22 protein-coding genes are annotated in these 21,647 nt (G+C 63.6%); 12 read left to right on the forward strand and 10 right to left on the reverse strand.

The window, feature by feature from the left end; translation table 11 throughout:
* Positions 1-54 precede the first annotated feature (54 nt).
* Positions 55-459: a DUF1801 domain-containing protein gene (locus QRM57_RS16790; protein WP_284987390.1), complete on the forward strand. Its 405-nt coding sequence runs from the start codon at positions 55-57 to the stop codon at positions 457-459.
* Between the two features lie 80 nt (positions 460-539).
* Here QRM57_RS16790 and mtr read toward each other — a convergent pair whose 3' ends face one another.
* Positions 540-1,964 (reverse strand): mycothione reductase, encoded by a 1,425-nt coding sequence (gene mtr, locus QRM57_RS16795; RefSeq protein WP_284987391.1) that lies wholly within the window; start codon positions 1,962-1,964, stop codon positions 540-542.
* 125 nt (positions 1,965-2,089) lie between these two features.
* On the opposite strand from mtr, the gene QRM57_RS16800 reads away from it, so the two are divergent.
* The 3 genes from QRM57_RS16800 to QRM57_RS16810 all read left to right on the forward strand — a co-directional run bounded on the left by QRM57_RS16800 (position 2,090) and on the right by QRM57_RS16810 (position 5,369).
* The gene (locus tag QRM57_RS16800; RefSeq protein WP_284987392.1) at positions 2,090-3,067 is read left to right on the forward strand and encodes an NAD-dependent epimerase/dehydratase family protein; all 978 of its coding nucleotides are present in this window, start codon (positions 2,090-2,092) and stop codon (positions 3,065-3,067) included.
* 67 nt (positions 3,068-3,134) lie between these two features.
* Positions 3,135-4,448, forward strand: coding sequence for an LssY C-terminal domain-containing protein (locus QRM57_RS16805; protein ID WP_284987393.1), 1,314 nt, complete (start codon positions 3,135-3,137; stop codon positions 4,446-4,448).
* A gap of 156 nt (positions 4,449-4,604) precedes the next feature.
* Positions 4,605-5,369, forward strand: coding sequence for a polyprenol monophosphomannose synthase (locus QRM57_RS16810; protein ID WP_284987473.1), 765 nt, complete (start codon positions 4,605-4,607; stop codon positions 5,367-5,369).
* 98 nt (positions 5,370-5,467) lie between these two features.
* Here the strand turns inward: QRM57_RS16810 and QRM57_RS16815 are convergent, their stop codons facing one another.
* The 3 genes from QRM57_RS16815 to QRM57_RS16825 are packed head-to-tail and all read right to left on the reverse strand — an operon-like array spanning position 5,468 to position 7,652.
* Positions 5,468-5,872, reverse strand: coding sequence for a RidA family protein (locus QRM57_RS16815; RefSeq protein ID WP_211710100.1), 405 nt, complete (start codon positions 5,870-5,872; stop codon positions 5,468-5,470).
* Positions 5,869-6,630 carry an IclR family transcriptional regulator gene (locus tag QRM57_RS16820; RefSeq protein ID WP_284987394.1) on the reverse strand — a complete coding sequence of 254 codons (762 nt, stop codon included), beginning with the start codon at positions 6,628-6,630 and terminating at the stop codon, positions 5,869-5,871. The genes QRM57_RS16815 and QRM57_RS16820 overlap by 4 nt, the downstream gene beginning before the upstream one ends.
* The gene (locus QRM57_RS16825; RefSeq protein ID WP_284987395.1) at positions 6,627-7,652 is read right to left on the reverse strand and encodes a sugar kinase; all 1,026 of its coding nucleotides are present in this window, start codon (positions 7,650-7,652) and stop codon (positions 6,627-6,629) included. Before QRM57_RS16825 ends, QRM57_RS16820 begins: the two co-directional genes overlap by 4 nt.
* Before the next feature lie 171 nt (positions 7,653-7,823).
* On the opposite strand from QRM57_RS16825, the gene QRM57_RS16830 reads away from it, so the two are divergent.
* Genes QRM57_RS16830 through QRM57_RS16845 form a run of 4 tightly spaced genes read left to right on the forward strand, consistent with a single transcriptional unit; the run spans position 7,824 to position 12,828 of the window.
* Positions 7,824-9,137 (forward strand): alanine racemase, encoded by a 1,314-nt coding sequence (locus tag QRM57_RS16830; protein ID WP_284987396.1) that lies wholly within the window; start codon positions 7,824-7,826, stop codon positions 9,135-9,137.
* Positions 9,138-9,143: 6 nt separating this feature from the next.
* The gene (locus QRM57_RS16835) at positions 9,144-10,781 is read left to right on the forward strand and encodes an N-acyl-D-amino-acid deacylase family protein (RefSeq protein WP_284987397.1); all 1,638 of its coding nucleotides are present in this window, start codon (positions 9,144-9,146) and stop codon (positions 10,779-10,781) included.
* Positions 10,778-11,413, forward strand: coding sequence for a bifunctional 4-hydroxy-2-oxoglutarate aldolase/2-dehydro-3-deoxy-phosphogluconate aldolase (locus QRM57_RS16840; RefSeq protein WP_257369831.1), 636 nt, complete (start codon positions 10,778-10,780; stop codon positions 11,411-11,413). Before QRM57_RS16835 ends, QRM57_RS16840 begins: the two co-directional genes overlap by 4 nt.
* Positions 11,414-11,436: 23 nt before the next feature.
* Positions 11,437-12,828, forward strand: coding sequence for a GntP family permease (locus tag QRM57_RS16845; protein WP_284987398.1), 1,392 nt, complete (start codon positions 11,437-11,439; stop codon positions 12,826-12,828).
* A 315-nt stretch (positions 12,829-13,143) separates the two neighbouring features.
* Here the strand turns inward: QRM57_RS16845 and QRM57_RS16850 are convergent, their stop codons facing one another.
* Positions 13,144-13,644: a universal stress protein gene (locus QRM57_RS16850; protein WP_284987399.1), complete on the reverse strand. Its 501-nt coding sequence runs from the start codon at positions 13,642-13,644 to the stop codon at positions 13,144-13,146.
* Between the two features lie 111 nt (positions 13,645-13,755).
* On the opposite strand from QRM57_RS16850, the gene QRM57_RS16855 reads away from it, so the two are divergent.
* Entirely contained in the window at positions 13,756-13,956 is a 201-nt protein-coding gene (locus QRM57_RS16855; protein WP_235518290.1) for a hypothetical protein, read from the forward strand.
* On the opposite strand, the gene QRM57_RS16860 is transcribed toward QRM57_RS16855, so the two are convergent.
* Together QRM57_RS16860 and QRM57_RS16865 are read right to left on the reverse strand one after the other, a co-directional pair.
* The gene (locus QRM57_RS16860; protein ID WP_284987400.1) at positions 13,953-14,987 is read right to left on the reverse strand and encodes an LLM class flavin-dependent oxidoreductase; all 1,035 of its coding nucleotides are present in this window, start codon (positions 14,985-14,987) and stop codon (positions 13,953-13,955) included. The genes QRM57_RS16855 and QRM57_RS16860 overlap by 4 nt on opposite strands.
* Positions 14,988-15,082: 95 nt before the next feature.
* Positions 15,083-15,424, reverse strand: a complete 342-nt coding sequence (locus QRM57_RS16865) for a CBU_0592 family membrane protein (RefSeq protein WP_284987401.1) — start codon at positions 15,422-15,424, stop codon at positions 15,083-15,085.
* A 179-nt stretch (positions 15,425-15,603) separates the two neighbouring features.
* Between QRM57_RS16865 and QRM57_RS16870 the strand changes: the two genes are divergently transcribed.
* Positions 15,604-16,527 (forward strand): LysR family transcriptional regulator, encoded by a 924-nt coding sequence (locus tag QRM57_RS16870; protein ID WP_235518296.1) that lies wholly within the window; start codon positions 15,604-15,606, stop codon positions 16,525-16,527.
* Positions 16,528-16,586: 59 nt separating this feature from the next.
* On the opposite strand, the gene QRM57_RS16875 is transcribed toward QRM57_RS16870, so the two are convergent.
* A complete protein-coding gene (locus QRM57_RS16875) occupies positions 16,587-17,366 on the reverse strand; it encodes an isocitrate lyase/PEP mutase family protein (RefSeq protein WP_284987403.1) in 780 nt (259 codons plus the stop codon).
* Positions 17,367-17,543: 177 nt separating this feature from the next.
* Positions 17,544-17,687: a hypothetical protein gene (locus QRM57_RS16880; RefSeq protein ID WP_257369822.1), complete on the reverse strand. Its 144-nt coding sequence runs from the start codon at positions 17,685-17,687 to the stop codon at positions 17,544-17,546.
* A gap of 223 nt (positions 17,688-17,910) precedes the next feature.
* Here QRM57_RS16880 and QRM57_RS16885 point away from each other — a divergent pair, with 223 nt between their 5' ends.
* Positions 17,911-18,906: a S1C family serine protease gene (locus QRM57_RS16885; RefSeq protein ID WP_284987404.1), complete on the forward strand. Its 996-nt coding sequence runs from the start codon at positions 17,911-17,913 to the stop codon at positions 18,904-18,906.
* 52 nt (positions 18,907-18,958) lie between these two features.
* Here the strand turns inward: QRM57_RS16885 and QRM57_RS16890 are convergent, their stop codons facing one another.
* On the reverse strand, positions 18,959-20,164 hold the full coding sequence (locus QRM57_RS16890) for a GGDEF domain-containing protein (RefSeq protein ID WP_284987405.1): 1,206 nt from the start codon (positions 20,162-20,164) through the stop codon (positions 18,959-18,961).
* Between the two features lie 254 nt (positions 20,165-20,418).
* Here QRM57_RS16890 and QRM57_RS16895 point away from each other — a divergent pair, with 254 nt between their 5' ends.
* Complete coding sequence (locus QRM57_RS16895) at positions 20,419-21,645, forward strand: WD40/YVTN/BNR-like repeat-containing protein (RefSeq protein ID WP_284987406.1); 1,227 nt, start codon at positions 20,419-20,421, stop codon at positions 21,643-21,645.
* The last annotated feature ends 2 nt before the right edge of the window (positions 21,646-21,647 follow it).

The following is a 21,647-nucleotide window of genomic DNA, read 5'->3' on the forward strand; positions in this document are numbered from 1 at the left end:
CGAACGGCCCACGCACCCTTCAATTTCCGGGATTGCTGGCGCATACTTTCGGGCATGGCTGACCCCCGCGTTGACAGCTACATCGAATCCCTGCCGGAATGGCAGCAGGCAATCTGCCAAGCAGTCAGGGAGTTGGTGCTCGCCGCAGATCCGGACGTCCAGGAAACCATCAAACGCACCGTCCAGCCGTATTTCGTCCTGGACGGCAATATCTGCGCCCTCCTCGCGGCCAAGGACCACGTCAACGTATTCCTTTATGACGGTGGCATTGTCCCGGACCCCCAAGGCATCATCACGGCCGGACACAACAACAAAACGGCCCGCACCGTCTCCTACCGCGAGGGTGAGGCAGTGAACGTCCAGGCACTTGGTGACATGTTCAGGGCCATCATCGCCAATAACCGTGCCGGTGGCTGGCGAAAGATCAAAGCCATCCGGCCGCCCGAAGCCACGCAATAGCGTCCGACTACGAACTGGATCGTGGCACGTTCAGTTCCTCCTGGGATCACCGACCCGAATCGTTCAAGCCGCCGCCCACATCACCCCGCTCCCGTCCCGTTGAACGTGAGGCCGAGCAACGCGTTTTCGGTGACTTCGGGCAGTGCGGGGTGGATCCAGTATTGCTTGGCGGCGAAATCGCGCACGTCGAGGTCGAAGGCCAGGACGGTGATCATCTGTTGGATGAGGGTGGACGCCTGGGGCCCCATGTAGTGGGCGCCGAGGAGTTTGCCGGTGTCGCGGTCGGCGATGAGTTTGCAGATCCCGATGGTGTCTTCCAAAGCCCACCCGTATGCGACGTCTCCGTAGTCCTGGATTTTGACGGTCACGTTGTAGCCGTTTTCGTGGGCTTGGGCTTCGGTCATGCCCACGGTGGCGATTTGCGGGTTGGTGAACGTGGCCGAGGGAACATGGTCGTGCGGCATTTTTCGGAGGTTGTCCGGGTTCAGTAGATTGTGGCGCACGGAGCGCATCTCAGCGTTGGCGACGTGCTTGAGCATGTACGGGGAGGAGACGTCACCAAGGGCCCAGACACCTGGCGCGGAGGTTGACCGGCCGTATTCGTCCACCTTGATGCGGCCATTCCCGGTCATCTCGATCCCGCCAGCGGCCAGGTTCAGTAGGTCCCCGTTGGGGATGCGCCCCGTGGCAACCAGCAGGACCTCCCCCGTCGCTGAGGTGCCGTCGTCGAGCCTGACTGTTATGCCGTGGTCTGTCTGCTCGGCACCTATGGTGGTCCGGCCAGGCCGGATGTCGAAGCGTTTGGCGGCCAGGGCGTTGAACCGGTCGTGGAGGTCGTGGTCCAGATGCCGCAGGAGCGTCGAGCGGGGAATGATGGTGACGTCGCTGCCGAGGGCGTCGAACACGTGGCCGAACTCCATGGCGATGTAGCCCCCGCCAATGATCACCAAGGACTTGGGCAACTCCGGCAGCCGCATGATGTCCTCGTTGGTGTAATACCGCACGCCTGAAGCCGCGATGGCATCGGGAATCATGGGCCTGGAGCCGGCGGCGATGACTATCTGGTCACCTGAGATGGTTTCTTGGTGGGCGCCGTCGCCTATACGCAGAGTACGTTCTCCGACGAAGACGGCGTGGTGGTCGTAGACGTCGATGTTGGGACTCCGCGGGCCACGGCGGTAATCCTCGCCTGAAGCGGCAATGGGGTCTATCCGCTTTTCAAAGATCCGGTTGACTATGCCCGGCCAATCCACGGAGTTGACCTGGGCGTCGAGGCCCAGTTGCTTGGAGTCAGCAATGTCCAGTGCGGTGTCGGCAGTGTGAACGTACATCTTCGACGGGATGCAGCCGACATTCAGGCAGGTGCCGCCGAACGTCCCTTCTTCGATGATCGCGATCGACCGGTCTTCGAACTCCGGTCCGGGAATCGAGTTCCCGGACCCGGTGCCGATGATGATCAGATCGTAGTGCCGGTCCACGGCGATGTCGCTGGCAGCGGTGTCCATTTGGTGATCCTCACTCTGGGCTTCTTTCCACCCTAGTGAACCGATGGCGAATGGACCGGGGGATCGCGCGCCAAGATCCGGTCACGTACAGTGAACACCCACGCCCCACCCAGCGCAGGAGAACCATGAAAATCGTCGTCATCGGTGGCAGTGGCCACATCGGCTCGTTCCTCGTTCCCAGGCTGGTGCGCGGGGGACACGAAGTGGTCAACGTCAGCCGCGGCACCAGTACGCCCTACACGGATTTCCCCGAGTGGCAGCACGTCCACCAGGTCACCGCGGACCGTGCGCAGGAGGACCGGGAGGGCACTTTTGGTGACCGGGTCGCGGACTTGAGTGCCGACGTCGTGGTTGACCTGCTGTGTTTCACGCTCGAATCCGCCACCGCCCTGGTGAACCGTCTTCGGGGCGAGGCGGGGCATCTGCTGCATTGCGGGTCCATTTGGCGTTACGGCGCGAGCCGGAAGCTGCCCATCTCAGAGGGCTCGCACTCCACCGCGGAGCCGCTGGATGAATACGGTATCCAAAAACGCGACATCGCACGGATGCTGAAGGAAGAAACGGCCGACGGCGGTTTGGTCACCACGTCCCTGCACCCCGGACATATCGTAGGGCCGGGCTGGCATCCGGTTGGCCCGCTGGGGAATTTCGATCCCTCGGTGTGGGAAAAGATCTCCGCCGGACAGCCCCTCCAGATTCCGGGTGGGGGCACGGAGCTGATGCACCATGTGCATGCAGACGACCTCGCCCAGGCGTTTGAAAAGGCCATCGACCGGCGTGAGGCGGCGGCCGGGGAGGACTTCAACATCGTTGCTCCATCCGCCCTGACTGTTCGCGGCTACCTGGAGATTGCGGCGTCGTGGTTCGGTCAGGAGCCACGCTCGGACATGGTCAGTTGGGACGACTTCCGGGGGACGACGACGCCGGAACACGCGGACACCAGCTGGGCCCACCTCTCCCGCAACCACTGCGTCAGCATCGAAAAGGCCAAGGCACTGCTGGGCTATGCGCCAAGTTATGAACCGGAACAGGCTGTCCGAGAGTCCGTGCAATGGCTCATCAGGAACAACAAGCTGCACGTTGAGAGCCCAATCATGGCCTAAACCCGCCCACGCCCATGTACAACCCGTGCCCCAACCCCGAAGCTTAAGTAGCAAAAGGGGGAGCTGCATGGCTAAGACACCACGCCTCAACGTGACCGACAGCTGGCTGGATCACGCGTTCTTCGTCCTGGGCGGTGCGGCGACTGTTTGGCTTGCTTTCCTGTTGGTGGGCGAAAGCTTCCAGCTGGGGTGGGGCCAGATCTGGTTCTACATCCTCTTCTGGGCGTTCCTTGCGTACTTGCTCTTGCCGCGGCTGCACCGCATCCTCACCACGATCTACGTTCCCGGCTATTTCATTGGGCGCGCCAGGACCAGCGACGGACTGCTGGGCGATCCCGTGAACGTAGCGTTATTGGGCGCCGAACCCCAGATCCACGCCATCATGCGGGCCGCCGGCTGGACGAAGGCGCACGACGTCACGCTGCAGAGCAGCCGCCGCATCATCAGTTCGACGATCTTCCGGCAGAGCTACACCGAAGCCCCGGTGAGCCCCCTCTACCTGTTCGACCGCCAGCAGGACTTCGCCTACCAGCAGGAAGTGGACAACAATCCGGGCAAACGTCACCACGTCCGGTTCTGGCGCTGCCCCGAAGGGTGGCTCCTCCCGGGAGGGCACAAAGTGGAATGGCTCGCCGCCGGAACCTACGACCGCAGCGTCGGCTTCTCGCTCTTCACGCTGCAGATCACGCACAAGATCGAGCAGAACACCGACGTGGAACGGGACCATATTGTCTCGACAGTTTCGGCTGCGTCGCCGGCCGTTGAGGTGCAGGTCATCGAGGACTTTTCCACGGGTTACCACTCGCGCAACGGCGGCGGCGATTCGATTTCCACGGACGGCGACCTTCCCATTGTCGACGCCCGCAACGTCCGGGCTCCCACCGATCAGCTGCCTCGTCAGACGGACAGCCGCGACAGGCGTCCTGCGCCAACCATGGTGGGCGCAGCATTGGTTGTAGCGAGGTCATTGTCAGCCTTCGTGCTGGCCTTCATCCTGCTGGCCTCGGGCGGTGACGTTGACGGCATCACTTTTGATGACGGTTCAACAGACCCACAAACCACGACGGCGGCACTGGTCACCGTGGCGGTTGTGGTGCTGCTCTTCGGACTCGGCGAAGTATTCCTTGCGTGGCGGATCTTCCTGGGCAGCAATGGTGCCCGTGTGATTGCGATGGGCCTGAGCTCGATCTCCATCCTGGCCCAAGCGGTCGACTACTCCACGGGGAGCGCCAACCTCACGCTCGAAGCCGGCCTGTCCGGTCTGGCAACGGACATCCTGGTGCTCCTGGCGTTATCCAGCCAACGGGCCCGCGTGTACGCCAAACGGCAGCGGGTTCCAGCGGTCCCGGCGTCCGTCGTTGGGCGGCGCGTGCCTTCCTGACGGTGAGTGCCGCCGTCGGACGTTGCTGCCCCGCTACGGCGTTGCTGGGCAACGACGGAAAAGCGGGGCAGCAACGAAGAAACGCTAAGCCGTACTTGGTGGCCGATTCGGTCACCAAGTAATGTCAATAGACTGGCTGGGCCCGCCATGTCCACCATGCCGGGTCCGAACACTGAATTGGGGACCCACGTTTTGACTGCAGAAAATCCGAAAATCACCGTTGTTGTGCCTACCTACAATGAGCGGGAGAACTTGCCCGTTCTTGTTGCCCAGCTCGATGCACTTGGGATCACGAATCTCAATGTCCTGGTGGTGGATGACAATTCTCCTGATGGCACCGGGGCAGTGGCTGACCAACTGGCATCGGATTCCACGGGCAGCGTGTCCGTCCTGCACCGTAAAGAAAAAGATGGGCTGGGCAGGGCTTATGTCGCGGGAATGACCAAGGCCTTGGCCGAGAACTCGGACATTGTCATCCAAATGGACGCAGACCTCTCCCACCCCGTCTCGGCCATCCCCACGATGCTTCACCGGATCCGCACCGCCGGCGCCGCGCTGGTCATCGGCTCGCGCTATGTCGCTGGCGGGTCTACGGCGGCGGAATGGCCGTGGCACCGCAAGGCACTCTCGGCTTGGGCCAACTTTTATGTGGGTGCGATCCTGGGCTTGAAGGTCAAGGACGCAACGGCGGGCTTCAAAGCCTGGACGGGTGATGCCTTGAGCCGGATTGACGTCGCAACCGTTCGCAGCGACGGCTACTCATTCCAGGTAGAGATGAACCACCGGGCCGTCCGTCAAGGACTGAAGATCGCCGAGGTACCTATCCACTTTGAAGAACGCGTGGAAGGTGCTTCCAAGATGAACCTCCGCGAGCAGTTGGAGTCCGCGCTCACGCCGTGGAAGCTTCGCTTTCAAAGGTAGGGCGGCCGGCGCTAAGGTGAGTGCCGCCGTCGGACGTTGCTGCCCCGCTGGTCCGTTGCTGGGCAACGACGGAACAGCGGGGCAGCGACGGAGAAGGGCTAGGCGGTGACGGCCAGGGCGTCGATCTCAACCAGCATGACCTCGTGCGGCAGGTCCACGAACACCGTGGTGCGGCTCGGCAGCTGGCCGGAGGGGACGTTCTCGCGGATGAACTCGCCGTAGACCTCGTTCATGGCGGCGAAATCGTCGCGGGTGGTGAGGTAGACGCGGAACATGAGGACGTCTTCAACGGAGGATCCGCCGGCTTCGAGGATGGCCTTGACGTTGTCCAGGGTGCGACGGGTCTGCACACGGACGTCCCCTTCGCCGATGTACTGGTTGGTGGCGGGGTCCATGGGGCCCTGGCCGGAAACCTGGAACATGCCGCCCTTCTTGATGCCCTGCGAGAATACGTGCGCCGGGGCGGGGGCGTTTTCGGTCAGTACTACGGTCTTTTCACTCATGCTGAGTTCCTTTCGTGGCTGATCCAGCCGAGGTCGTTGGAGATGGCCTCGGTGCTGGCTTTGAGGTCGGGCAGCAGCTCAAGCAGGCCTTCATAGCTGAGCATCACTACCGGTACCGAACAAGATGCTGCGGCTACGACGGCTCCGCTGGCATCGCGGATGGGGGCCGCGATGCAGTGCACGAACGCTTCGTGCTCGGCGTTGTCGTGGGCCCAGCCCTGTTCCTTGACCCGCTCGAGTTCGGCCAGCAAGGCCTCCGGCGAAGTCAAAGTGTTCTCGGTAACTTTGATGTAGTCCAGCCCTGCCGCGATCTTTTCCTGCCGGCTGCGCGGCATGTCGGCGAGGAGGACTTTGGACACGGCGGCCGAGTGCAGCGATGCAGTCAGGCCGATGCGCGAGTACATGCGGACGGGGTGGTGCGACTCGAACTTGTCGATGTACACCACCTCGCTCCCTTCGAAGGCGGCGAGGTGCACAGTGTGCCCCGTTTTTCCGTTGAGCTCGGCCAGGTGCGGGTGCGCTACCTGGCGGATGTCCCGTTGTTCCAGTGCCAGCGAGGACAGTTCGAACAGCTTGGAGCCGAGCATGAAGCGCTGGTCCTCGTCGCGGACCACGAAGCGCTTCTCTTCCATGGCGTGCAGGAGCCGCATCACGGTGGTTTTGTGCACGGCGGCCTTGGACGCGAGTTCGTCCAGGGTTGCGGGTTTGGCGGCGAGTTCGCCGAGCAGGTCGATGGCCCGCATGAGGCTCTGGCTCAAGGTGTCACGCTCCGTTTGCTGAATTGTCCGTCTTCAACATGGATAGCAGCCCAAGCGTCATCCGAAGAATCGAGGATGGCTGCGAGCTGGGCGGCGTCGGGGAGCGGGCCGCGGTCGCCGTGGACGGTCAGGGTGCAGGCGGCGGCAACGTGGCCCCTGCGCAGGCTCTCCTTTTGGCCGAGTCCGAACAGCATGCCGCTGAGGTATCCGGCGGCGAACGAGTCGCCGGCCCCTACGGGCTCGACGACGGCAACGGACAAGGCGGGCACCTCTTCCCGGGTGCCGCCTGGCTCAGTGTCCGAACGGGTGAGCGCGATGGCACTGATGGCCTCGTTCTTGATGACCAACACGTCCGGATCCGGCATCATGTGGCGGAGTTCGGCTTCGTCGGTGGTGCCGAAGGCATGCTCGGCCTCGTCCTTGCCCACGAGCACGACGTCGGCGAGGTTCGCCAGGCGCTGCAGGACGGAGTGGTCCTGGCCGGCCCACAGGGCGGAACGCCAGTTGACGTCGAAGCTGATGGTCCGCCCGTTCCGGGGTGCGGTCAGGACGGCTTCCAGCAGCGAGAGGCATTCGGGGGATAGGGCCGCGGTGATCCCGCTCAAATGAATAAGCGCTGCGTTCTCCAGCAGTGAGGACACGTCAGGGTTGGAGAGCGTGTCGCGTCCCATCGCTGAGGCCGCAGATCCTTGCCGGTAGTACAAAACCGAACTGCCGCCGTCGGACGCCGAGTCCTGGGCAGGCACTTTGACGTACAAGCCGGTGGGGCGCACGGGGTCAATCTCGACGCCGGAAACCCCGACGTAGTGGTCGCGGAGTTCGTCCAGGATGCGGGTGCCGAAGCCATCGTGGCCCACACGGCTGACCCAATGCGTGTCCAGGCCCATGGCTGCCAGGCCCATGGCGACGTTGGATTCGGCGCCACCAATCCCGAAGTGCAGTTCGCTTGCCAGGTGCAGCGGAACGGCATTGACAGGGGTAAGCATGGCCATGGTTTCGCCAACGCATACAGCTGAAAGCATCGTTCTCCCGCACTTGTTTGTGCCGCCAGGCGGCCTTGACTCTCGATCCGCCACCATGTTAGACATATCACCATCAGCTTTGCAACCAGCGTTGCAAAATACGCAACGCACGAACAAGCGGTCACCATCCCGCAGCCGCACTAACGCAGCACCGCGAAGGGAACGAAACGCGTGAACACCTCCGAAGCCATCTCGGCCTCCGCCGTGGCATCCTTGGCCGAACGCCGCCTCGACTGGCGCCACAAAGCCGTGCCGGCAAGCGAAAACGGGACCACCCACGCCGATTTCCTCGCCGCCAAGCACACACTGGCAGACCTCCAGACCCCGCTGCTGACACTCGATGCCGACGCGCTCACGGCCAACGCTGACCGCCTCGCGAACTGGTGCGCCGAAAAGGGCGTGCTGCTCGCCCCGCACGGAAAGACCACCATGGCCCCGCAGCTCTGGGCCGAGCAGCTGAACCGAGGCGCATGGGGCATCACACTGGCCAACTTCGCGCAGCTCCGCGTCGCCCGTGAGTTCGGTGTCCGGAACCTGCAACTCGCCAACAGCCTCACGGACCCACGGGCCATCGAGTGGGTCGCTGCCCAGGGCTCCACGATCTTGTCCTGGATCGACTCCCTGGGAACTGTCGACGTCATCAACCGGACCCTGGCCGGTAGCGATTCCGTGCTGGATGTCCTGGTGGAACTCGGCGCTCACGGCGGCAGGACCGGGGCCCGCGGTGTGGACGCTGCCATGGAGGTGGCCCGCGCCATTGCTGCCTCGCCCAACCTGCGCCTGGTGGGGGTCAGCGGCTACGAAGGCTCGCTCGCGCACACAGCGGACGACGCCGGACTGGCCGCCGTTCGCGGGTACCTCGCCCAGATGCGGCTGCTTCACGAGAACCTGCTCGCAGACGGGTTGTACGGCAGCGATTCCGTGATCCTCACGGCCGGCGGGAGCGCGTACTTCGACGACGTGGTGGCGGTCCTGTCCCCGTGCATCAGCGAGGGCTCGCCGTCCGCAGGCAAGCGCGTGGACCTCATGATCCGCAGCGGTGCCTACATCATCCACGACGACGGCTTCTACCGCGGAATCTCCCCGTTCTCCCGCGAAGGTGGTCAGCCGTTTACGGCCGGAATGCACGGTTGGGCGCGCGTCGTATCCCAGACAGAACCCGGCCTGGCCATCCTGGATGCCGGCAAGCGGGACCTCCCCTTCGATGAGGGCCTGCCCGAGCCGCAGCTCATCGGACCCGTGCTTGGCGGCGCCATGGAACCCCTGGTTGACGCAGAAATCACCTCGGTCAACGATCAGCACTCCTTCATGACCTTTGATCCCAAAACCACCACCGTGCGTCCCGGCGACGTGGTGTGCCTGGGCCTGTCCCACCCGTGCACCGCGTTCGACAAATGGACCATCATCCCGGTCCTCGCGGGCGCTGCATCCGCAGACAGCACAGGTGACCAAACCGTCGTCGACCTTATCCACACCTTCTTCTAGGACGCCATGAAGACCCTGATCAGCAATGCCACGTTGGTGGACGGCAGCGGAGCCGGCCGCCGCCCTGCCGACGTCTTGTTGGACGGTCCGGTGATTGCCAGGATCGCCGACGCCGGAAGCCTCACCGCAGCGGAAGCGGACCGTGTCATCGATGCCATGGGACTGGTCCTCAGCCCCGGTTTCATCGACATGCACGCGCACTCGGACCTGCAATTGCTGGTCAACAGGGAGCACTACGCCAAGCTCAGCCAAGGCGTCACCACGGAACTCCTCGGCCAGGACGGGTTGTCCTACGCGCCGGTGGACGACGCCACGCTGGCAGGTGTCCGGGAGAAGATCGCCGGTTGGAACGACAACCCGGCAGGCTTTGACTGGAACTGGCGAAGCGTGGGGGAGTACCTCGACCGGCTCGACGCAGAAGAAGACGGTGGCCGCATCGCCACCAACGCCGCCTACCTGGTACCTCAAGGAACCGTCCGGGCCATGGTGATGGGCTTCGCCGAGGGTGATCCCACGCCGGAGCAACAGCAGCAGATGCAGGACCTCATCCGCACGGCGATGCAGGAAGGTGCCGTGGGCATGAGCTCCGGGCTGACCTACACCCCGGGCATGTACGCGCAGACCGAAGAACTAGCCGGCCTGTGCCGGACAGTAGGTGAGCTGGGAGGCTTCTACGCACCGCACCACCGCTCCTATGGCAAAGGCGCCCTGGAAGCGTACGCCGAGATGATTGCCCTCAGCCGGGACACGGGCTGCGCACTCCACCTGTCCCACGCCACCATGAACTTCGCGGAGAACAAGGGCCGCGCCGGCGAACTGCTTGAACTGATCGATGAGGCCCTCGACCAAGGCGTGGACATCACCCTGGACACCTACCCGTACCTCCCGGGTGCCACCACACTGAGCGCCATCCTGCCCAGTTGGGCGTCCTCCGGCGGGACCGATGCCACCTTGGCCCGGCTGGCCGACCCGGAAACCCGTGCGCGTGTCCGGGAAGCCGTGGAGATCTACGGATCCGACGGCTGCCACGGCGTGGTTGCCGAGTGGGACACCCTGGAAATCAGCGGCGTCCAGAACCCGGCGCTCGCAGGCTTCGTGGGCCAGACCATCAGGGACATCGCAACGGCAACGGGGCAGGAGCCTTTCGACGTCTTCGTGCACATCCTCATGGAAGACCGCCTGGGCACCGGCATCCTGCAACATGTGGGCCACGAAGAAAACGTGCAGGCAATCATGAAGCATCGCACCCACACCGGCGGCAGCGACGGCCTCCTGGTCGGTGCCAAGCCGCATCCGCGTGCCTGGGGTACGTTCCCCCGCTACCTCGGCCATTACTCCCGCGACCTGGGGCTGCTGGGGCTCGAGGAAATGGTCCATCACCTCAGTGGCCGGCCTGCCGCACGACTCAAGCTCCACAACAGGGGACTTGTCCGCGAAGGCTACGCGGCCGACGTCGTGCTCTTTGACCCGGAAACAATCCGGGACGAAGCCACTTTCGAGAACCCCCGCCAAGCCGCCAGCGGCATCCAGTACGTCTTCGTGAACGGCGCGGCCGCGATCGACGGCGGCCAGCCTACCGGTGCCCGCGCCGGACGAGCCCTCCGCCGCCACAGCGACGGCCTCACCCGAGAAGGACAGCTATGACCCCCGAACAGTTCCTCCAGCAGCTTGAATCAGATCGCACCCTTGCCGTGGTTCGCGCACCCTCCATCACGGACGCTGCGGACCTCTGCAGGGCACTGGCCGACGGCGGCATCCGCAGTGTTGAGCTGACCTTCACCACCCCCGATGCGCTCAAGCATGTCAAGCGCGCGGCGGAAACCGCGGCGGATCACGGTGCCGCCGTCGGAATCGGAACGGTGATGACCGCCGACCAGGCCCGTGCAGCGATCGACGCCGGCGCGCAGTTCCTGGTGACGCCGGGCCTGAGGCCCGAGGTCGCCGCCGTCGCCGCGGCTGCGGGAATCCCGTTCAGCCTCGGCGCCATGACCCCCACCGAGGTGGCGCAGGCCCTGGATCTGGGTTCTGCCGCCGTCAAGATTTTCCCCGCCCGGCAGCTCGGACCGGCGTATTTGAAGGACTTGCAGGGCCCCTACCCCGGGATCCGCCTGCTGCCTTCGGGGGGCATCGATGCCTCCAACGCCAAGAGCTACCTCGACGCCGGTGCTGCCGCAGTCTGCTGCGGCACCAGCGTAGTCCCGCCCGCGGCAGTTGCCGCAGGCGACTGGGCAGACATCGCGGCACGTGCCGCCGCCTTCACCGGCACCCTCAAGTAGGACTCACCCAGAAAGATACGCCCATGAATGAATTCCTTGAATGGCTGCGGCACGACACCGCCGGCCTGCTGCTCCTGGCGGGCGCAGGCATCGCCCTTCTGCTGTTCCTGATCATCAAGGTCAAGCTCGAGCCGTTCATCGCCCTGGTGGGAACGGGTGTGATCGTGGCCTTGGTTGGCGGGATCTCCGTGGAGGCACTGGTCGGTTCGGCCACCAAGAGCAGTGACGCCCTGATTGAAAAGGGTTTCGCGGGCATCCTCGGCCACATCACAGTGATCATTGGCCTGGGTACCGTCCTTGGTGCCATCCTGGAACGGTCCGGCGGTGCAGAGGTGCTGCTGGCGAGGCTCGTGAAGATCTTCGGCGAAAAGGGCACCCCGCTGGCCATGGGCATCACCGGCTTCGTGTTGGGCATCCCGGTGTTCTTCGATATCGGCATCTTCGTCCTGGCGCCTCTGGTGTACGTCGCGGCTATCCGCGGCGGAAAGTCCTTGGCCCTGTACGCGCTGCCGTTGCTGGCAGGGTTGTCAGTGACGCACGCTTTCCTGCCCCCGCACCCCGGTCCTGTGGCCGCTGCCGGGTTGTTCCACGTTGACCTTGGTTGGATCATCCTCATGGGCCTGATCTGCGGTATCCCTGCCTGGTTCGCCTCCGGTATTTTGTGGGGCACCTACATCGGCAAGCGCGTCATGGTAAACGTGCCCGAGGACCGGATCGTTGCCGAATCGGACACCGCCAAGGGCGACGAACCGTCCATCGGCCTGGTCCTGCTTGCCATCGGCTTGCCCATGATCCTCATCCTCGGCGGCACGTTCGGCAACATCTTCGCTCCCGCCGGTGTTTTCCGGGACATCCTGCAGTTCTTCGGCAACCCGGCCATCGCTCTCACCGTCGCCGTGCTCCTGGCCATGTGGTTGTTGGGCATTCGCCGCGGCATGACCTCCGCCGAGCTCAGCGAAATTACGGGCTCGTCGCTGCGGCCCGTGGGCATGATCCTGCTGGTTGTTGGCGCCGGTGCGTTCTTCGGAGCGGTGCTGTCGGCCACCGGTGTGGGCAAGGCCGTGGCGGATTCGCTGTCCCAGGCCGGCCTGCCGATCATCCTCTCTGCCTTCGTGATCAGTGCAGGGATGCGTATCGCACAGGGTTCGGCAACGGTGGCGATCGTGACCACGGGCGGTATCCTGGCGCCCAGCCTGGCCACCGGCTACTCGCAGCCGCAGCTCGCGCTGATCGTGGTGGCCATCTCTTCCGGCTCCATCATCGCCAGCCACGTGAACGACGGCGGGTTCTGGATCATTTCCAAGTACTTCAACATGTCCGTCAAGGACACCTTGAAAACGTGGACCGTGCTGGAGACCGTGCTGTCCATTGTGGGCTTCGGGATGGCGGCATTGCTGTACACCTTCGTGAGGTGACCTTTCCTCACCCAAGGTGGGTGCCGGCGTCGTGCTCTTCATCCTGCGAGCCGCGCCGGCCCCACCAACTTTGAGACCAAAACGGCCCCGACACACCTGCTCAAGGGTGTGTCGGGGCCGTTTCTGCGTCAAAGAAGGCGGTGGCCGCACGGGCAGAAAACCCGGGTTTAAACAAAAGAGCTCCGGAGTGCGTTATTGGGGGATACGCACTCCGGAGCAGCCTTTGAGCAGGGGCTTTCACCGACCTGCAGTAATTACTCTACGTTGCCCGGGACCCCATTGCCACCACCTCGAATAACTACTTTCGCTTTAGTTTCAACGGCGCCCTTCCGGCCTCTTTTTCTGCGGCACGATCAGCACCGGGCGGCGCTGGTGGTGGCTGAGCCAAGCGGCCACAGAACCGTTGAGGGCCTCGGAAATGCGGTGCCCCAAACCAGGCTCCGGGGTGCCCACAATGATCATCGACGCTTTGATGTCCTCCGCGAGCCGACCAAGGGCACGGGCCGGATCACCGGCAAGAAGACGCAGGGTCCAGTCTGCGGTGCCACCGTCAAGCGCGTCGCCGATGACCTTGCCCAAGTCCCCGCGAACCGCCTCGACGTCGGCCTGGTCCTTCTCGGGGTGCAACGACATCCGGTGCGCGTCACGGGCCGGATCCCACTCGACGAGGTAGCTGGCCTCGTCCACGTACGCACAGACAAGCGGCACGCCGAGCTGTTCGGCCAAGGTCCGTGCCGTCTGGAGGACCTCCACATGCTGGTCCGGCAGCACTCCCACCACCAAGGGAATCGGTCCGCTGAAATCTTCCGCAGCCATACCCTCATTGTTGCGCCGCAGCGTGGCGTTGAACAGGTCACCCGGCCGCCGTTGGCTCTTGTAGACACTGTTTGCCCGGGCCTACGGTTAATTCTAGGAGGGTGGTCTGCGATGGAAATTTACATGTGGTGGCTTGATCTGCACCTGGACAGCAAGGAGTGGCTGCGCGAGAACCTGCGCGCCGACGAACTCCCCTTGCAGGTGCTGCAGCACATTGCCGAGGCGGGCGGCCCGCATCCGGACAAGGTGAGCGGAGTGCTCACCGACGCCGATTGGACGTTCATCCAGACGCAGTCGGAGTTCGTGGACTAGCCTTCCGGGCGCCATCCAAGTGCCGGGGCGAGCGTGCCTGCAATATCGGTGAGGATCTGGACATAGTCCTCGTGGTCGAAGCTGAATGGCAGGGCAAACGCGACTTCGTCGACTTCCTGGAAGCCGGCGTGCGCGTACAGCTGCTCGGCGATCTGCTCACTGGTGCCTATGAGGTCCTTCGCGAACAGCATGCCCTTGGGCCCTTGCGGCGCACTGGTGCGGGGTGTGCGCTCATCGACGTAGCGCTGGTATTTCTCCCGCTGCGTTGCGGATGCCGAATCGGTGGGGATCACCACCAGGCCCTGCGAGACCCGCGCCGGCTTGTGCCCCTGTGCCGCGGCGGCCTCACGGTAGGAGCGGATCTGCTTTTGCTGGACGCGGGCGAAGTCCGGCTCTTCATCGGGGGAGGGAAAGACCACGCTGCTGGAGAGCAAATTGAAGCCGTTTTCGCCGGCCCACAAGGCCGATTTCAGGCTGGCCGCTCCGTACCAAAGACGGTCCCGCAGCCCGGGGGAGTGCGGCTCCACCCGGTTGGAGAACTCCTCCACCACACCCTGCTTACCGGAGAACTCCCGGACCTTTTCCCCTGCGATCAGCCGGGCCAGCCGTTCGACGCGGGCATAGCTGAAGTCTTCGACGTCCGCAGAGTCGGGGTAGAGCTCATGCTTTACGGTGTCGTAGTTCATGGGTTCGCCCACGCTCAGCCCCGGATTGATGCGCCCGCCCGCCAGGATGTCCACAGTGGCCAGGTCTTCAGCGAGCCGCAACGGGTTCTCCCACCCCAGCGGAGTGACGGCGGTGCCGAGCTCAATCCTGGAAGTGCGCTGGCTGGCCGCAGCCATCACTGCGACGGGCGACGAGATGCCGAACTGCAGGTGGCGGTGCCGCAGCCAGGCACTGTCGAAGCCCAATTTCTCGCCCAGCTCGATGATGTCCAGCGTGGACTGGTGACCTGCAGCCGGGTCCGCTGGATCGAACAGTCCGATGGTGAGGAATCCCAGCTTTTTCAACGGGCGTTCAGGGGCGGGCATGGGGCTCTCCTTAGCTGTCGGTCAGCGGTTATTGCCCACCTTATGCGGTGGACAGTACGACGACGGCGGGAGGTTACCTTGTGTGATGCCGCAAGCTAGGGGCAGTTCACCGCTGCTTGGGGGACCGGAATGACCAGGTGGGTGCCAGTGTCGGATGTCAGCGGTGATCGCTGCTCCGGAACCTCCACGCGGGCAGGCTGTTGCGCTGCCCGCAGGCGGTGCAGTGCCACCGCTGAGATGAGGAACCACGCCACGTTGGTGGCTACCGACGGCCAGGCTCCGTGCAGCGTGCCATTGATGATGAAAGCGCATGATCCGAAGAGGTTCGCGGTCTGGAAGCTGATGCCCGGCTTCAACCAACCCATGGACACCGACAGGTACGAACCGAGCATCGCGGCAGCGCCAGCCCAACCGGTCATTTCCCACAGCAGTTCCATCGGATTCCTTTCAGGATGAAGCGCCCGGCTGGGGTTGCCGGTGGCGTAATTTCTAGGATTTGGGGCTGCCCTGGTTCATCCTTCGTTGGACTGAACAGCAGCTCTGAGATAGATATTGCTGGAGATTCTTCTTTAGATCAATTGCATTCCGCTGAATCCCGTATTTAGGATTTCTTAACATGGAAATGGACCCGCGTCGGCTGCTTGTCCTCCTTGCTGTTGCGCGCACTGGAGGCGTTCTTGCCGCTGCCGATGAACTGCGGATCACGCCGTCCGCAGTGTCCCAGCAACTCAGCAAACTTGAGAGCGAAGCAGGGCAGGCATTGGTCATGCGAACCCCCAAAGGCTCGGTCCTGACTCCAGCTGGACTGGCGGTGGCAGAAGCCGGCGAAGAGATCGAACGCGCGCTCAATGTTGCCCGGGCACGGATGCAAGGGGAAGCCCAGGTGGCGGGCGTGGTGCGCATCGGCGGATTCACCAGTTTCATGCGCACTGTGGTGATTCCACGCTTGCCCGAGTGGCGCAGCCAGTACCCCGAATTGCAGATCAGGATCGTGGAAGACAGTTTTCCAGCCCTCATGCGCCTGTTCAGGCAACGGCAGCTCGACGCGGTGGTCATCGAGCAGGATTCGGCGGCCGCCGTCCAGCACCCGCTTGCTGCCGGAATGGTCGAGGAGCCGTTGCTCGATGAGCCGTGGAAGTTGGTGGTGCCGGCCGGATCCTTGCTGGCCACGGACAGCATCGACCTCAGCCGGCTGCATCTGCCGTGGCTTGGGGTGGAGCCGTCCGCAGCCAACGATGCCGTGCTGGGGCGTCTTCGCCACACCACCGGGGCGCGTATTGAGACGGTCCATCAGTACCAGGACACACTCACCGCATTCGCACTGGTGGCCGCCGGCGAGGGTGTCGCGATTGTTCCCACTTTGGCACTGACCGGCGTGGTCCAGGACAACGTGGACATCCTGGATGTCCCTGGTTTGGGTACCCGGCACATTGCCTTGCGCAGGTTCGACCGGCGAAGGGCAACGAGTTTGCCCCTGGACACCGTTGCTCGACTTCTCCGGGAATCAGCGGCCGCTTTCGATACCCGGGCCGGCTCATAAAAGCGGGTCCCGCCGCGAGGTGATGCGGCGGGACCCGGTTGTTGCTTTTGCTGCTGCGGTTAGTTCAAGGCAGGAGTGTCAGCAGGGATGACTCCCGATCCGTAGAGGTCAGTGGCCAGGTCCTGGAGAGCGCGCAAGGCGACGCGTTGCGTGAACGGGCCGTAGGAGACGCGGGCAACGCCGAGCTCCTGCAATTCGTTCGCCGGAAGGGCTCCCGGTGCGCCAATCACGGAGAGCTTTCCGTGTCCCAGGCCTTCAACCAGGGGCTCGATGGTTTCACGGTTCAGTGCGCCCGGCACGAAAACCAAAGCAGCACCGGCGTCGAGGAACGCCCGGCCGCGCGCGATGGCGTCGTCGAGGCTGTCCTTGATGGGGCGGTCGCCGCCGCGGACGATCGCGTCAGTGCGTGCGTTCAGCTGGAAGGCGATGCCCTCCTCCTCGGCGGCCTTGATGATCGCCTGAACCCGGGCAACGGCGTCGTCGAAGGGGCGCAGCCGGTCCTCGACGTTCGCGCCGACAACACCAATGGCGATGGCCCGGCGGATGGTCTCGGCAGGGTCCTCGTATCCGTCGTCCAGGTCAGCTGTGACGGGAAGGTCCACGGCTTTGACGATCCGCTCCACCCCGCTGAGCGCCACATCCAGCGGCATGGTCCCATCGGCGTAGCCGTAGGCGGCGGCAATGGAATGGCCGGCCGTCGCGATGGCTTTGGTCTCCGGAAGGGCTGCAACTGTGGAGGCACTGATGGCATCCCACACATTGACAACACTGAGGATTTCCGGAGCCTCGTGCAGGGCCTTCAACTGCTGCGCACGTGAGTTGGTGGTTGGTTCTGTCATGGGTTTCCTCCGTCGTGGGCTGGGAATCTTGCCACGTTCAGCCTAGGCCTATGGCGTGGCGGTTTCTCCTTGGCCGGCTTTTCCGGCGTTACGATGTGCTTGCTGGGAAACACGAGTCGAGTAAACGGCCGTCGATTTGCATCATGGGTCTCGCATATCCATTCCATGATCAATCCCTTACGACGGCGGCTTACCCGACTTTTCTTTTGAGGGCGCAGTTGCAGGAGCGATCCGGAACGGGAACCCGCTCATGCCGCTGCTCGCCCTCAGCGTCAGGAGGTCCTTGATGAACAGCACCCCAAACCCCTTTGTCCGCTGCACTGTCATAGCGTCCCTAAGCCTGTGTCTTGTGGCAACGGGCTGTAACGCCGGCTCCAGCCCGTCCCCGCAAGCTTCTTCACCATCTCAAGCAACCAGCCAGGAAGTCCCCACCCCTTCCCCGAGCACGCCAAGCCCAAACGAAAGCGCTGCTGCCGACACCGGCACCAGTAAGTCTCCTGAGCCGAGTACTTGGCCTGACGTGGTTGCCCAAGTGCAGTCGGGCGTGGGGCAGTTGACCGTCACTACGTGCGACGCCGGTTACACGGGTACGGGGTTCCTTGTGGGCCCGGACCTGGTGGTCACAGCAGCCCACGTTGTCCGTGACGCATCCGCGATCAGCATCGCCTTCGGCCGGAGCTCCGTAGATGCCACGGTTCTCGGCAAGAACGACGTGGCGGACATCGCCGTCGTCAAAACGCGGACCCCTGTGGAAGGCCACCAGTTTCAACTCCGAAGCAGCGAGCCCCCAGTTGGGAGCGATGTGGCGGCACTCGGATTTCCCCTGGGTCATCCGTTCACCTTGACCAGGGGAACGGTGAGCGCGCTCGACGTCGAGCAACACATCGGTGACCGCACTCTCCCGAACCTTATCCAGACAGACGCGGCCATCAATCATGGCAACAGTGGAGGGCCGCTCATCACCCAGGACGGGGAGGTTTCCGGTGTAGTGGTCACCATTGAGCCCGAAGGCTACGGCAGGGCAGAAGGAATCGCCTATGCAGTAACAGCGCCCCGTGTTTCCGCAGCGGTCAACGAATGGAAATCCCGGTCCACACCAGTGGCCTTCGACGAATGCGGAAATGCGCCGGCACCGGGTTCCGGGTTCTTCCCCTTCACTGTCTCGGCGAATCACGATCAGGCCCGCAGCGTAGGGCAGAGCTTGATTCTTCACGGGCAAGGCATTAACCAAGGTGCTTACGCCGCGGCCTTCAAGATTCTCACCCCCGAACTCCAGGCCACCTTTGGAGACTCGGTCAAGTGGAGCGAAGGGCTGGGTTCGTCCTACTGGACCAAGGCCGAGCTTTACAACGTCACCAATACACAGTCCCCGGATGACCTGACCGCCAACGTAGTCCTTCAGACCATCCAGGACACGGCCCATGGCAGGAACGCCCAGACCTGCTCGAATTGGCGGATCCAGTACGCGATGCATTGGGACGGCTCCCTCTGGCGCATAGCCGGAACCTCACTGCCGTTCGGGGAGCCGGCTGCCTGCTAGGGCGGCGAGCGGCGCGCATCCATGGGTGCGTCCTGCTCACCAGAGCCGATGCCTACGGTGTTGCCTTGTCCTCCGCCGATCTAGCGTCCAAAGGATCGGCTCCCACTACCCGGTTCCTGCCTTGGGCTTTGGCGCTGTACAGGGCGGCGTCCGCCACGTTGATCATGAACGCCAGGTCCGGAGCGCCCGCTCCCGTGGAGGTAACGCCGTAGCTGACCGTCGGGAAGGGCAGGCCATCAGTGCCGTCCATCCCGGCCAGGCGCTCGCTGATATCCGAGGCGATGGCCTCGGCCCGTTGTTGCGAGGCTCCAGGCAGGAAAAGGATGAACTCCTCCCCGCCGTAGCGTCCAATGAGGTCCGTTGACCTGACGGCGGCTGAGCTGGCCTTGGCGAAGGCGCGGAGGGCGGCGTCCCCCGCCGAATGTCCATATTCGTCGTTGACGGCCTTGAAGTTGTCCAGGTCGGCCAGGATGAGGGCGGCGCCGCGGTCCTGTGAAGAGCGCGCAAGTTCCCGGGCAGCTAAATCCAGGAAGGCACCCCTGTTGAGCAGTCCCGTCAAATGGTCCCGTTCCGCGCGCTCGCGTAGGCGCCGGATGAGTTGTCTGTTGCTCAGGGTATTCATGGTGGATGACACCGCGACCAGCAGCATTAGGTGCACCAAGGCTGCAGGAGCGTAACCGAAATATGTCTGGAACAGCCAGCTTTCAGCACCGTACAAAATGTAAGTAAGGGTGCGCAGCAGGTAATAGGCGGCCGTCAGCCCAGCCATGATGGACAGAAACCTGGTGATTCTGGACCGGGCTGATTTTGTGAACCACAGTTCAATTGCGGCAAAAGCGATTCCGGCGGTGGTCATCGCCAGGTAAGCCATCCCGCCGGACCACACGCTTGAAGCTGGGTCATCCAGAATGGAGGCCGCTCCCGCCAGCAGGGGTCCCGGCAGCAGCTGCCATAATGCGGCCTTTCGGTCGCGGAGGGTGCGCGCTCCCGCCCAGACGCAGAAGGCGCCCGCCACCACCAGGAACTTACCCGCAGGGCTGGCCCACCACTGGAAAGGCGTGCCGTTCAACAGGAAAGCGCCGTTTCCCACGAAAAACAGGAAGAGGGCCGCCCGCCACCAGTCGGCGTAGGGGGTGCGTTTCCGTTGCGACGTAAGGCACGAGATGACAATCAGTGCCAAAGTCACCAAACCAAGGACGATTCGGACGGCGAAGGGGTCCAGGACGATGGTTCCCTCTTGCAATGCAAGCGAATTCATAAACGCCGTCCCGCTACCGGTCAGTAACCAAGGAGCTCCCAGTCGGAATTCTCATTGGCCGCCATATCCGTGATTCATCTAATCCCCCAAGATTGTTGCTGCGACCGAATTCGGCCGCAAAGACATTAGTCAAGCATGTTTTTCCCCAACAGTGAATAGCCCGGCGTGCCTCTCTGTAGTTCCGCTGCCTGGAGAGGCACCCTCCCTTCAAAAAACCATTGCCCTCCCCATCCAGCGGATGGTTGCATGGGTTCATGGCTACCCCAGAGAGTTACCTCTTAGCGATCGGGACCAAGAAGGGCCTGTGGCTGGCAACCAGCACGGACCGCAAGGAATGGTCCCTTTCCGGTCCACATTTCCTGATGAGTGAGATACCAAGCATCGGAATTGACACCCGGGACGGCAAAACACGGATCATGGTGGGGGTGCGCTCCGAACATTGGGGTCCCACCGTTGTCCATTCCGACGACCTTGGCGCCACATGGACCGAGCCCGAACAAGGTGCCATCAAATTCCCCGAAGATACTGATGCGGCCCTGGAACGCATTTGGCAGATCCACCCCGACGCCGACTCCCGGCCAGGCGTTGTGTGGGCCGGTTGCGAGCCGATTTCGCTGTGGAAATCGACCGACGGCGGCCAGCACTTCGAACTGAACCGCGGACTGTGGGAACACCCCCACCGCAGTGAGTGGGGCGCAGGCTACGGTGGCGCGGCGGCACACTCGATCGTGGTGGACCCGAGCGGCGAGAAGGTCCACGTAGCCATGAGCACGGGTGGCGTTTACAGATCGCTCGACGGCGGTGCGTCCTGGGAGCCCCGGAACAAGGGGATATCGGCCTACTTCATGCCCGACCCCAACCCCGAGTTCGGCCAGTGCGTCCACAAGATCGCTGCGGACGCCGCCGTCGACGGTCGTCTTTACGCGCAGAATCATCACGGCGTGTACCGCACTGATGATGACGGCGAAAACTGGAATTCCATTGCCGAAGGCCTGCCCGCGGACTTCGGGTTCGTGATGCTGACGCATCCCCGGCGTGAGGGTACGGCGTGGGTGATTCCCCTCAAAGCCGACGGCGAACGGATTCCACCGGACAGCAAGCTCAGCGTGCACAGGACGGACGACGCGGGCGATACGTGGACAGAACTCCACACCGGACTCCCGGACCACGAGTACAACGCCGTGCTCCGCGACGCCGCAGCAGTCGACACGGCTGAGCCCGTTGGCGTGTATTTCGGCACCCGCGGCGGCACCGTCTACGCCAGTGCCGACGAGGGCGAAACCTTTACTGAAGTGGCCGCTCACCTGCCGGACGTGCTCAGCGTGCGTGCCGCCGTCGTGGTTGGAAACCCGTCAGGGACGGAAGCCCCGCTGGCTGCCGCGGAAGCAACAGTGCTGGCGGAGGCCGCAGTCATTGTGGATGCGGCCGCCGAGACGGCTGTGTCTCCCGAAGACCAACCCGACGCCCCGGTACCTGGTTAGGT

It is taken from the genome of Arthrobacter sp. fls2-241-R2A-172, assembly GCF_030208885.1.
Classification (GTDB): domain Bacteria; phylum Actinomycetota; class Actinomycetes; order Actinomycetales; family Micrococcaceae; genus Arthrobacter.